Origin of the sequence: Catenibacterium mitsuokai, assembly GCF_025148785.1 — a bacterium.
In the GTDB taxonomy this organism is placed as follows: Bacteria; Bacillota_I; Bacilli_A; order Erysipelotrichales; family Coprobacillaceae; genus Catenibacterium; species Catenibacterium mitsuoka.
The window spans coordinates 101,018-113,125 of sequence record NZ_CP102271.1 but is presented as its reverse complement, the minus strand read 5'-3'; the positions used below and the strand labels follow the sequence as shown (position 1 = coordinate 113,125).

Genomic DNA, 12,108 nt, shown 5'->3' with positions numbered 1-12,108 from the left:
CTCATGTGTGCTTGAAAAGATCAGCCTTGCACTGGTTATTATACTGTTTTGACTTGAACGAGTTGCAAGAATCTACAACTCACCTCGCCGTGCTTTGTAGTGTAAGACTCCTTCAATTAAAATATAAAATAAGATGCCTGCACAAACAAGAATTATTCATTTCTATGTGTGCCTTGGAGCCGCAGGCGGAAAGGAATGTGAGGTTATTATGAAAGAAAAGTATATTAAAAATTTGCCATCTACATGCACTAGTTTGTTTTTAATTATATTGATGTATTGTACAAGATTCTTAAGTATAAGCATCCGTTTTCCGGGTATTATTCTTATTACCCTTCTATTTATTGTACCTGTTCAGATGGATAAGTTTTCATCTAAAAAAAGCAAGAAAGGATGGACAATCGCATATATTGTGTTTGCAATAATTGAATTAATTATTGCGATTATTTTATAAGACCTTCATAGGTCTTTTTTTTATGATTTCAATGTAAGGGTATACATTTTTTTATAAATTGCTATTATTATATATAGGATCATTAAACATTATGACTTCCAGTTCCACTGGAAGTCTTATTTGGAAAGGAACGCTAATATGATTGAACTTAAAGATGTAACCATCGCCTATGATAGAGTTATTCTAGATCATGCATCGATCAGTATTCCTGCTCATTCTATCACTCTTCTAAGAGGTAAAAGTGGTTCAGGAAAAACTGCACTTCTTTATTGTATTGCCCTCATAGATAATAAAAGCAGTTATAAGTATTTCTATGATGGAAAACTCATAGAAGGAAAAATGAGAGACGAATATAGAAGAAGCCGTATAAGTTATGTTTTACAGGAAAGTAGTCTTCTTCCTCATCTTGATGTAACAGGTACACTTCAATATTTTGCGCGTATTCATAATAAAGTATTAACGGATGATGATATAGATGAATGCCTTGATAGAATGCATTTAGATGTTTCTCCTTCACAAAATGTTATGACGCTTTCTCTTGGTGAGCGACAAAGACTTTCTATTGCTTGTGCTCTTATTAGTCATCCACAGGTTCTTATCCTTGATGAACCAACCGCTTCTCTAGATCATGATAATGAAATTCAAATATATGAAATCCTAAAAGAATTGAGTCATGATATGACTATTGTTATGGCATCACACTCTGATTGTGCAATAGAATATGCTGATGTTACCTATATGATTAAAGATGGTACGCTTTCATCTTCTGACTTCTCACCATCTGTTGATCAAAGTGGTGAAGGGACAGCCCCTTCTATTAATCAAAATTTCTGTATTGAATATGTTAAAACATATATGAAACATTATAGATTCATGTATGTTCTTTTATTGATGGTTTTTGTTTTAAGTCTTGTTTCATGTCAGGTTATGACTGGAATTATTCATAACTCCAAAAAACAGGCAATGCAGATGCTAGTAGGACAATTAGAAAACAAAGCCATTATCACGAAAGATGAACATTCTTATGTAGATCAGGATTATAGTAAACTGATTACATTAAATGATAAGAATGCATATCCTTTATATAAGATGTGTACGGATATAAATGGTGAAGAAGTTTATATTGTGCCTTATTTCAAAGAAGATGATTTATCCAAGTATATAGATAGAGCTATACAGGATAAACAAAATGGTATCTATATGGATGAATCTACCTTCTATATTCTCAATCAGAAATCCAAGAACAATAAAATAAATCTTGATATAACCATTAAAGATAGAGAAGGAATGCATCAAACTGAACATAGTTTTGATATGAATGGTGTATTTAAAAATTCTAAAAAAGTCCATTATGTAGTAAAAAGTCAAAGATATATCTATATGCCTTATTCATTAATGAAATCCATTTATGAAAAGAACAGTAAAGATAAACAATATATAGGATACGTAATCTGCTATGATACATACGATGAATTAGAAACAGCTCTAAAAGGCTATGAAAAGAGTGATTATACAATTAATGATTCATTTACAGATAGAGAATCGATGGATAGCTTAAACAACTATTATCAAATGCTAATGTTTACATTTGCAGGTATTATTATTCTTGTGGCTATGATTATTGATATTGTTCTTGAATCACATTTATTAATGCAAAGAAAGAGCGAACTTGTTTTATTAAGAATTTCTGGCTTAAGAGAAAAAGATTTGATTCATATATCTCTTACCGAAAGCATTATTGGGCTTTGTGCTGTTTTAGTAATTAGTACAATTATATCTATTATCATGTTGCTTTTAACAGGCATATTCTCACTTGTAGCACCTCTTATATCTACTATTGTCTTTACAATCACTCTTCTTTTAGAAAGAGTGATAACGCAATCTAGATTCATTAAGAAAATAGATATTGTTACAGAACTAAGAAATGAGGTGGTTTAATATGCTTGAAATTAAACAACTTAATGTGTCTTTTGGAAAAAAGACTCTATTTAAAGATGCTTCATTCTGCGCTGAATGTGGACATTTAACTGTTATCAAAGGAAGAAGCGGATCAGGAAAATCCACATTTCTTAAAGCCTTCCAATTTGCTTATGACTGTATTTATCTTTATGAAGGTGAAAGAATAGATACTCTTGATGAAGAAAATAAACAAAAGTTTATTTATAATCATCTCGCAAATGTTCATCAGATCCCTTTATTTATAGAAGGAATGACTATTGGCAGTCATATTAAACAGCTAGAAAAATTAGGATGTAAAAGAATTCCTGATTATGAAGAACAATTAGGTATAAAACCTCTTGAAAATAAGTATCCTAAAAGCTTATCTGGAGGAGAAAAAACACGTGCTGCTGTTTATTTAGCCTTAATGAGACAGCCTGAAATACTTATCTTAGATGAACCTACTGCTGCGCTTGATGCAGGTTATGCACAAATAATGATTAATATCCTCAAAGAATATGCAGATAAAGGTCATTATGTTATTAGTGCATCACATGATAGTAGAATGATTCAAGCAGCTGATACGCTTTATAAAGTGGAGGGTGCATTAATCATAGATAGAGATCTATCCAAAGAAAAGAATCTAATAAAAGCACCTATCCTAAAAGATAAAAACATGGATATTCGTTTTTCGCATCGTACTTTCAGAACAGTAATGAATATACTTATTGCTTTCACAATGATTATATGTGCTTATAGTTATAATATTTATGGAACATATAGTGCTTCTTATGAAGACAAAATTAATTCTGTTGCTTCTAGAGACCTTGTTGTCTACAAAGAAAAATATAAGAATGATTATTATACATACTATTCTGGAGAAACACCTCTGAGTCAACAGGATTACAATAAGATTAAAAGTGTCAGTCACATAGAACGCCTTACATGGAGATATGATGTTCACTATAGCACCTTCTCAGAATGGACGGATGATATGAATGGTGCAACAGAAAATAACTATGATCAGATATCACTATCTGATGGTCATATTAATGGTCGTTCATCTATCTTTATGCTTCAAACTTATGATAGTAGGGATGATTATACAAACATCACTATTAAACATGCTGATAATAAAGGTGTCTATTTAAGCAACGAAAAAATGGAAGCTTTCTTAGAAGAAAATAACCTTAGACTAGAGGATATTAATATCAAGAAGTTAAAAATAGGATTATGGGTTCCAATACCTGTCTATAATGCTTCTGGTATTTCTCAAATGGGAACATCAACTGATGGTGATGAGTGGATCGATATCAACACACCTTGTGTAAAACTTGTTTATATGACCCTGCCTGTACGAGGAATTTTAAAATCAGGAACAGCTATAAGCACAAATAGTGTTGGCACAGGAGATGCGTATGTTTACATTCCTAGAGACTGTATTACACCATATATGGAAGCTTTTAAAGCCAAAGAAAGTGTTGTTATTTATAATATAGAGGATCCTCATAGTGAAAAAGGTTATGTAAAAATTGAAAATGTTCTTCCTGAAAATTATACTATGAATGATGTAGATGATATCATCATGAAAACACCATGGCGTCCAGATGCTTATACATTAAGAGTAGATAGTCTTAAGAATATCAATCAAGTAAAGAATGAATTAGAAAGATTAGGTTTTAAAGTAGAGGGTGCATTTGTAGATAATGATGCAATCAATTCTCTTATCAATAACAATCAGAAAGTATTGATAGAATTCATTGCAGTTGTCTTTATATTATTGTATGGTTTCTATTTTTACCTTAAGTATCTCATTTTAAGAGAAGAAAAACAGACAAGAGATTATCTCTATAACATGGGATTAACAGTTAAGAGAATAGATCACAGCTTCTATCGCACATACTTGAAAAACGCATTAATATTAGGTACATTTGTATGGATTCTTCTAGAAGTAATTATGATTTTTACAATAAAGATGATGATTATCCCATTAATCATGCCTATCACAAAAATTCATATCGTATCATTCTATGCTTCTTCATTTGTAATAGAATGCATTATACCTATATTCATCCAAAAGATGATATCAAAACACCACATCCGTTAAAGACTTCAAATGAAGTCTTTTTTCTTTGACATTTCTTTACTCTGCTAAACAGTAGTTACTCCCTGTCAAACTTCTCTTGCAATTTCTTATTAAAGTTCTAATATAAAGACAAGGAGGTATACATATGAAGAAGATACTATTATTACTATGTCTCTTATTATGTGCATGTAGTGCTCAAACTGATATAAAAGACTATACAATCATTTATAAAAATAAAGAGCTCTATCCTGGTGTGAGTGCATCAAAGATGTCAGATGCTTTATTTGATTCTAATATTCAATATTCAGAAAAGGATGGAAAAATCCAAACAATCACTCTCTTTACTAAGAAGTATAAACTTAAGAATAATATTACTGTTGGAACTGATTATTCTAGAGTAAAGCATACTTATTCTTCTCCTACTTCTGACCATTACAATAACGGAAAAGGTACAATAACCTATAAATATAAAGAGAAGAATATACAAATTAAATTTACTTTTAAAGACAAAAAAATTTCAGCATTTTCCTTATCAAAATATTAAAATAACTATTGACGTATTCGTTTCTCCTATGATATACTCAATTCCGCTGGCCGGTTGGAGAAACGGTTAACTCACATGCCTTTCACGCATGCATTCACGGGTTCGAATCCCGTACCGGTCACCATATTAAATACTACGATCCTTCGGGATCGTTTTTTTTCGCATTAAAAAAAGATAGCACAAAGGCTATCTGTATAAATCATATAACATTCCATGCTTAAGGCTTGATGAATCAATACCTAATACATCTAAAAGCTTATAAGCAAACGCAAATGCTGTGGCTGGTCCTCTACTTGTAATAATATGACCATCTACAACCACTTCTTCTTCAACATATTTACCTGCTTTTAAATAGCTTTCAATTTCTTCTCCTGGATAAGAAGTGACTTTCTTATTAGTGATTACACCTGCTTTACCTAAAGCCATAGGTCCTGCACATATAGCGGCAATATATCTTTCTTCATGATCATATTTCTTAATGAGTGAAATAATACGATCATCATCTCTTAAGGTCCATGCACCTGCTCCTCCAGGAATCACAATCATATCATAATAATCCATGTCTGTAAGTGTCTTATCGGCACGTACAGGAATGTTTCTAGAAGAAATGACAACCTGCTCCTCTTTAATAGAAACAGTGTCTACATCCACCTCTGCACGTCTTAAGATATCTACTACACCTAAGGCTTCTACTTCTTCAAAACCATCTGCCATTAAAACTGCAACTTTAGCCATACTATTATCCTCCTATCAATGATTGAAACACATATCCTGCAATCATTAATCCTGCACTCGCTGGCACAAATACACTACTACCTGGTGTTCTCTGTCCTGTCTTTGCAGGAATCTCATCTGAATAAGCAACTAAACACTTTTTAATTCTTCTTGCTTTTAATTCTCTTCTCATGACTTTCGCAAGAGGATCAATCTTTGTCTTATAGATATCAGTAATCTGTAAGTGAGAAGGATCAAGTTTATTTCCTGTACCCATAGAAGAAATAATAGGTACATTCAATTCTGTACATCTCTTAATCAATTCTATCTTTGCAGTTACTGTATCAATTGCATCAATTACATAATCATATTGAGATAAATCTATTGTATCAGCATTCTCTGGTAAATAAAATGTATCAAACGTATTTATATTTAAATTTGGATTAATATCTAACATACGTTCTTTAATAATATCTACTTTTTTCTTACCTACTGTAGAATGTAAGGCAATTATCTGTCTATTGAGATTTGTGATATCCACTGTATCATGATCAAATACATCAATTGTTCCTATACCAGAGCGAACCAACCCTTCAATGACATAGCCTCCAACACCACCACAACCAAACACTGCAACATGTTTAGTCTTCATGATATCAATAGACTCATTACCTGCCACCCATCTTAATCTTGTAAACTGATCATCCATTAGTCCTGCTCCTTATAGAAATCTAAGAAACTCTTCTTTGATTCATCCCAGTCAGTATAGGCAATAATTGTTTTAAGATTGACATTCTCTACACTCTTAAAGATATTCTGTTCTACTTTAGGATTGATTTCTCTTAGTTTCTTAATCAACATCTTAGTTTCTGCACGTTTAGATGTATGTTCAATTTCTCCACGCGCTTCAGATTCTTCTGTAAAACGACATGCACACTGTAAGAACTTTAAATTAAACTTCTCAGCCCAGGCAATAATATCTTCTTCATGAATCAAATACATAGGGCGAATTAATTCCATACCTTTAAAGTTCTTACTATGAAGTTTAGGCATCATAGTCTGGATCTGAGCCCCATACATCATACCCATTAATATTGTTTCTATGACATCAGAATAATGATGTCCTAACGCAATCTTATTACATCCTAATTCCTGTGCTCTATTATATAAGAACCCTCTGCGCATTCTTGCACATAAATAACATGGATTCTTTTCTATTCCATGTACGACATTGAATATATCTGACTCATAGAACTGAATAGGAATACCTAGCTTTTCTGCATTCTCTTCAATCAGTTTTCTATTGGCAGGATTATAGCCTGGATCCATACAGATGAACTCTAAATCAAAATGAAACTTACCATGTCTCTGTAATTCCTGTAATAACTTTGCAAGAAGCATTGAATCCTTTCCACCTGAAATACATACCGCAATCTTATCACCAGGTTCAATCAATTCATAATCCTGAATACCCTTAATAAATCTACGCCATAAAGGTTTTCTAAAGTTTGTAATAATACTACGTTCTATCGCTTTAATGTTATCCATTGTTTCACCTCTAGTTCCTACTAAATGCATAGGAATATACTCTAAAATTCAAGGTTATCCTCTAAGGATAACCTTATCAAGAGACATTATAAACAGTTAATAGGCATAAATGCAATTATTATCGACCAAAATATGCATCAATACCATTCGCAATACCTTCCGCAATTCTCTGTTGGAAATCACTGTTGTTTAACTTTCTGTCTTCATCACCATTAGAAATGAATCCCATTTCAAGTAAGCATACAGGTGTCTTACACCAGTTGATTCCACTTAAGTCATTACGTGCAGCCATTCCTCTATTTCTAATACCTGTAGTACTGCAATAGTGATTAAGTACTGTTCTTCCTAAAGATTGTGAAGCAGACACATTACCTGCACTCATATAAGGATTTCCATTAGCTGGTTCCTGTACACTTGCACCAGTCACACCGCTATTACCAATACCATCACAATGTAATCTAATAAAAGCACCTGCTCCTGCGTTATTAGCCATTTCAGCTCTTTCTCTATTAGAGATATTCACATTATTGGTTGTACGGATCATAACAACCTTATACCCTCTAGACTGTAATACATTTCTTAGTTTTAAGCTAACATTAAGCGTTGTCTGGTATTCAGGAATACGTGTCGCAGTACCTGTTGCTCCTCCTGCAACCTTAGCCTTTTGTGTTGAAGCACCAGGACCAATCGGTTCCAATTGTGAATTACCTCTTGCTTGATGTCCTGCATCAATGGCTACCACATTATTATTTGTCGCAACAGATGCCTGTTGTCTTTTTAATTCTTCCTGTCTTTTAGCTTCCTCAGCTTTCTTCTGTTCCTCTAGTTTTTTCTGTTCTTCTAACTTCTTCTGTTCTTCTAGTTTCTTAGCTTCTTCTTCCTTTTTCTTTTGTTCCTCTAACTTCTTATTTTCCTCTTTCTTTTTCTTTTGCTTCTCTACCACTGCCGTGTCTTTCTTTTTTGTCTCTTTTGTAGTACCGCATGCCACAAACAATATACTACATAATAATAAGCATAATAATCTTTTCATCGTCTTACCCTTCCTTATCTTTAATAATATACTATTTTAGAGGGTCTTTAATTTTTGTGGGGGTCAGACCATCGCTCTAAATATTTGGGGGTCTTGGAAACAGCACCTTTAAATCTGTGGGGGTCACCTAAGGCTCCCACTTTTTTAGGTATTTTTGTGTAATTAAAAACCTTTCGCTGTATCATTAATTTGCTCATATTAAATCAAAGCGAAAGGAGATCACAAATTGAATAATGATCTAAAAATTATTTTAGGGGATTATGAATCCTTTGTACAGTCTCATACGATTGAAATTAATAAAAAAGAAGTGATTTATTGTATCACGCTTAAGAGAACCATTATCTCCTGTCCAGAATGCGGCAGCAGAATGAATATTAAGGACTATAGAAAATGTAAAGTCATGCATAACATGATAAGAGGCAAGAACACTTCTCTAATACTTAAAAAGAGAAGATTAGTATGTCCCCAATGTAATAAGGTAGTGACAGAAGGAAATCCATTTACAGAAAAAAGTCATAGTAGATTATCTCAAACATCAGAACTGGAAATCATGAATAAACTTAAAGAACCTACAACTACTTTTTCACTGGTTGCTAGATTTTTTAACACAAGTCCTACTAAAGTCGTTGAAATATTCGATAAGTATGGCCAGATACGTAGACAACCTTTACCTGAGATTATATGCATTGATGAGAAGCACTGGAGACATAAAGGACAAAACAAATATATGTGTGTTATTCTTAATTTTAAGACCATGGAAATTGTAGATATCATTGATGGAAGAACCAAGAAGGCATGGTCAAGTTATACTCAGATAATCGATAAAAAAGAACTCGCTAAAGTCAAATATATCTCTATTGATATGTATGAGACGTACAGATTTGTAAGAAATCAATACTTTCCTGGGGCAGTATTGTTATGCGATTCATTTCATGTCATAAAAAATATCAACAAAATATTAGATGATATCAGAATTAAAGTAGGCAAAAGATACCAAAAAGACAGTACTGAATATTATCTTCTCAAAAAGTTTCACTTCCTTATATTGAAAAACTACAATGATATTCCGTTCAACAAGGCAAGATACAACAAAAAGCTTAAAAGATATATAGACTATCATCAACTGCTTGAAATAATCCTGGGCATAGATGATGAACTAACAGAAGCATATAATCTAAAGGAACAGTATATAGCCTTTAATCATTATGCAACATCTGGCAACTGCAGAGAATGGCTTTCAAGAATAATTCAAGAATATGCATCATCAGGAATTACTGGCTACATATCATTATCTGGAACGCTTATAAACTGGTTCGATGAAATATGCGCATCATTTAATTTAGTATATGGTCGAAGAATATCTAATGGACCAGTAGAAGGAATCAACTCCAGAATAGATAAGATACTTTCAAATGCATGTGGATATCAGAACTTTGCAAGAATGAGAAATAGACTAATGTACTCTCTTAATAAATCCTCTAATCCTTCCTCTTACGCTATTGATGAAACAATCAAAAGAGAAGGAAAAAAGAGAGGATCTTATAAGAAAAAGAACTAATAAAACATTTAAATAGAAGTAATATGAGCGCACTAAAGGGCAGTCATTTCTGACTGCCCTTTACAAGTGGAAACCCCCAAATATTTAAAGCGAGTTTTTTATTGACCCCCCTTAAAAATTAAAGGTTCATTTTAGAGGTAAAAAAAAGATAACAGATGTAACTCTGTTATCTTGTGAATAGTGTACCACTACCATCCTTAGATAATATTTCAATAAGAATAGAATGTGGAATACGACCATCAATAATGACTGCTTTTGACATATTGCCTTTTAATGCATGAGTAATACAATCCACTTTAGGAATCATACCTCCTGCAATAATACCTTCTGCTTTTAAGTTTTCTACATCCTGGATAGATACCTCTGGAATCAATGTCTTTTCATCATGAGGATCTCTTAATAAACCAGGAATATCACTAACTACAATCAAGTTTTCTGCTTCTAGACTATCCGCAATAGCTGCTGCTGCATAATCTGCATTCACATTATAACTATTACCTTCATCATCCATTGCGATAGATGCAATAACTGGAATATAACCACTCTTGATTGCATCCTTAATGATTTCATTGTTCACCTGTGTAACAGTGCCTACATAACCTAATTCGTCTTTAATCTTCTTCGCCTCTAATAACTTATTATCAATACCACAAAGACCTACTGCACGGCCTCCCCCATTCATAATCAGCTTTACAAGATTTTTATTGACTTTACCGGCCAATACTTCTTGTACAATATCAATTGTTTCTTCATCAGTATAACGTAACCCATTAATAAACTTTGATTCTATACCAGAACGTTTTAATGCCTTATTGATTTCAGGGCCCCCACCATGAACCAATACCACATTAATACCAACTAAAGTCATTAGACATATATCAGAAATGACATTGTTCATCAATTCTTCATTGATCATCGCATTTCCACCATATTTTACTACTACTGTCTTACCATTGTATTCCTGTAAATAAGGAACAGCTTCAGATAAGATTTTTGCTCGATATATTTCTCTTTCTTCCATTATGTTCTATATTCCCCATTAATCTTCACATAATCATAAGTAAGATCACAGCCCCATGCTGTTGCATCCCACATACCATCATTCAAGTCAATATTAATATCAATCTCATCTTCAGATAAGACCTTTAATGCTTTCTCTTCATCAAAGATAACACCCATGCCCTTCTCACAAACATGAATATCTCCTGCAGATGAAGCCAATGTCACGGATACTTTATTGATGTCTAAATCAGCATCAGAATAACCAATAGCACATAAGATACGACCCCAATTCGCATCTCTACCAAACATCGCTGCTTTAAATAAAGTAGAAGTGATGACACTCTTTGCAACAATCTTGGCATCCTGTAATGTCTTCGCATTCTTGACATTACATGTAAGAAGCTTAGTTGCTCCTTCACCATCTTTCGCAATACCACGAGATAATTGTTCACAGATATGATATAGCGCATCCTTCATAATATTATAAGACTGATCCTTCAAGACAATCTTATTATTCTGTGCCATACCATTTGATAATACACATAACATATCATTAGTAGATGTATCCCCATCAACACTGACCATATTAAATGTATCATCTACAACTTCATGTACCATTGCTTCTAGACATTCTTTAGAAATAGCTACATCACTTGTTACAAAGGCAAGCATTGTTGCCATATTTGGATGAATCATACCAGAGCCCTTTGCGATAGCCCCAATATGACACTTTGCATTCCCTAATTTAAATTCTACTGCGTATTCTTTAGGCTGTGTATCAGTTGTCATGATTCCATAACATGCATCATGAGACCCATCTACATTTAATCCCTTTACAAGTTCTTTCATATGATCTTTAAAAGGATCAATAGACATAGGCTGACCAATAACACCAGTAGAAGCGACAATAATATCATCTTCCTTTAAACCTAATTCCTTTGCAGTTAAAGCACATACTTCATTCGCAAGCTCAATACCATTTGAATTACATGTATTCGCATTACCTGAGTTACAGATAATTGCTCTTGCACGACCATTCTTTAAATGCTGCTTTGTAACTGTCAAAGGCGCACCTTTTACTTTATTTTGTGTATATGTTGCAGCTGCTGTACATAACTCCTCACTCACAATGAGAGATAAATCCTTCTTAGATTTATTCTTTCTCATTCCTGCATGAATACCATTTGCGCTAAATCCTATTGGTGCACATACACCACCAAGTATATCTTTCATGATT

At 33.0% G+C, this 12,108-nt stretch carries 11 protein-coding genes and 1 tRNA gene; 6 read left to right on the top strand and 6 right to left on the bottom strand.

Annotation, left to right across the window (positions count from 1 at the left end):
• Nucleotides 1–208 precede the first annotated feature (208 nt).
• From NQ499_RS00575 to NQ499_RS00555, 5 genes are all read left to right on the top strand, one after another.
• Nucleotides 209–451, top strand: a complete 243-nt coding sequence (locus NQ499_RS00575) for a hypothetical protein (RefSeq protein WP_259848565.1) — start codon at nucleotides 209–211, stop codon at nucleotides 449–451.
• Between the two features lie 138 nt (nucleotides 452–589).
• Complete coding sequence (locus NQ499_RS00570; protein WP_006506242.1) at nucleotides 590–2,389, top strand: ATP-binding cassette domain-containing protein; 1,800 nt, start codon at nucleotides 590–592, stop codon at nucleotides 2,387–2,389.
• Nucleotide 2,390: 1 nt separating this feature from the next.
• Nucleotides 2,391–4,496, top strand: coding sequence for an ATP-binding cassette domain-containing protein (locus tag NQ499_RS00565; RefSeq protein ID WP_040390029.1), 2,106 nt, complete (start codon nucleotides 2,391–2,393; stop codon nucleotides 4,494–4,496).
• Nucleotides 4,497–4,620: 124 nt separating this feature from the next.
• Nucleotides 4,621–5,019 carry a hypothetical protein gene (locus tag NQ499_RS00560; protein ID WP_006506240.1) on the top strand — a complete coding sequence of 133 codons (399 nt, stop codon included), beginning with the start codon at nucleotides 4,621–4,623 and terminating at the stop codon, nucleotides 5,017–5,019.
• A 48-nt stretch (nucleotides 5,020–5,067) separates the two neighbouring features.
• Nucleotides 5,068–5,143: transfer RNA gene (locus NQ499_RS00555), tRNA-Glu, on the top strand.
• 62 nt (nucleotides 5,144–5,205) lie between these two features.
• Here the strand turns inward: NQ499_RS00555 and NQ499_RS00550 are convergent.
• The 4 genes from NQ499_RS00550 to NQ499_RS00535 all read right to left on the bottom strand — a co-directional run bounded on the left by NQ499_RS00550 (nucleotide 5,206) and on the right by NQ499_RS00535 (nucleotide 8,311).
• On the bottom strand, nucleotides 5,206–5,754 hold the full coding sequence (locus NQ499_RS00550; protein ID WP_006506239.1) for a DJ-1 family glyoxalase III: 549 nt from the start codon (nucleotides 5,752–5,754) through the stop codon (nucleotides 5,206–5,208).
• Between the two features lie 4 nt (nucleotides 5,755–5,758).
• Complete coding sequence (locus NQ499_RS00545) at nucleotides 5,759–6,442, bottom strand: tRNA threonylcarbamoyladenosine dehydratase (protein ID WP_006506238.1); 684 nt, start codon at nucleotides 6,440–6,442, stop codon at nucleotides 5,759–5,761.
• On the bottom strand, nucleotides 6,442–7,281 hold the full coding sequence (locus NQ499_RS00540) for a tRNA 2-thiocytidine biosynthesis TtcA family protein (protein WP_040390032.1): 840 nt from the start codon (nucleotides 7,279–7,281) through the stop codon (nucleotides 6,442–6,444). Before NQ499_RS00540 ends, NQ499_RS00545 begins: the two co-directional genes overlap by 1 nt.
• Nucleotides 7,282–7,399: 118 nt before the next feature.
• On the bottom strand, nucleotides 7,400–8,311 hold the full coding sequence (locus NQ499_RS00535; protein WP_040390028.1) for an N-acetylmuramoyl-L-alanine amidase: 912 nt from the start codon (nucleotides 8,309–8,311) through the stop codon (nucleotides 7,400–7,402).
• Nucleotides 8,312–8,537: 226 nt separating this feature from the next.
• Here NQ499_RS00535 and NQ499_RS00530 point away from each other — a divergent pair, with 226 nt between their 5' ends.
• Complete coding sequence (locus NQ499_RS00530; protein WP_155812836.1) at nucleotides 8,538–9,869, top strand: ISL3 family transposase; 1,332 nt, start codon at nucleotides 8,538–8,540, stop codon at nucleotides 9,867–9,869.
• Nucleotides 9,870–10,035: 166 nt separating this feature from the next.
• On the opposite strand, the gene argB is transcribed toward NQ499_RS00530, so the two are convergent.
• Both argB and argJ read right to left on the bottom strand, forming a co-directional pair.
• On the bottom strand, nucleotides 10,036–10,890 hold the full coding sequence (gene argB, locus NQ499_RS00525; RefSeq protein ID WP_006506234.1) for an acetylglutamate kinase: 855 nt from the start codon (nucleotides 10,888–10,890) through the stop codon (nucleotides 10,036–10,038).
• On the bottom strand, nucleotides 10,890–12,104 hold the full coding sequence (gene argJ, locus NQ499_RS00520) for a bifunctional glutamate N-acetyltransferase/amino-acid acetyltransferase ArgJ (RefSeq protein ID WP_006506233.1): 1,215 nt from the start codon (nucleotides 12,102–12,104) through the stop codon (nucleotides 10,890–10,892). Before argJ ends, argB begins: the two co-directional genes overlap by 1 nt.
• Nucleotides 12,105–12,108: the final 4 nt, after the last annotated feature.

What these genes read in the sequence shown, in the direction of transcription:
- NQ499_RS00550 (WP_006506239.1), bottom strand. Translation starts at nt 5,754, where the DNA reads ATGGCTAAAGTTGCAGTTTTAATGGCAGATGGTTTTGAAGAAGTAGAA.
- NQ499_RS00540 (WP_040390032.1), bottom strand. Translation starts at nt 7,281, where the DNA reads ATGGATAACATTAAAGCGATAGAACGTAGTATTATTACAAACTTTAGA.
- NQ499_RS00560 (WP_006506240.1), top strand. Translation starts at nt 4,621, where the DNA reads ATGAAGAAGATACTATTATTACTATGTCTCTTATTATGTGCATGTAGT.
- NQ499_RS00575 (WP_259848565.1), top strand. Translation starts at nt 209, where the DNA reads ATGAAAGAAAAGTATATTAAAAATTTGCCATCTACATGCACTAGTTTG.
- argJ (WP_006506233.1), bottom strand. Translation starts at nt 12,104, where the DNA reads ATGAAAGATATACTTGGTGGTGTATGTGCACCAATAGGATTTAGCGCA.
- argB (WP_006506234.1), bottom strand. Translation starts at nt 10,890, where the DNA reads ATGGAAGAAAGAGAAATATATCGAGCAAAAATCTTATCTGAAGCTGTT.
- NQ499_RS00565 (WP_040390029.1), top strand. Translation starts at nt 2,391, where the DNA reads ATGCTTGAAATTAAACAACTTAATGTGTCTTTTGGAAAAAAGACTCTA.
- NQ499_RS00535 (WP_040390028.1), bottom strand. Translation starts at nt 8,311, where the DNA reads ATGAAAAGATTATTATGCTTATTATTATGTAGTATATTGTTTGTGGCA.
- NQ499_RS00545 (WP_006506238.1), bottom strand. Translation starts at nt 6,442, where the DNA reads ATGGATGATCAGTTTACAAGATTAAGATGGGTGGCAGGTAATGAGTCT.
- NQ499_RS00570 (WP_006506242.1), top strand. Translation starts at nt 590, where the DNA reads ATGATTGAACTTAAAGATGTAACCATCGCCTATGATAGAGTTATTCTA.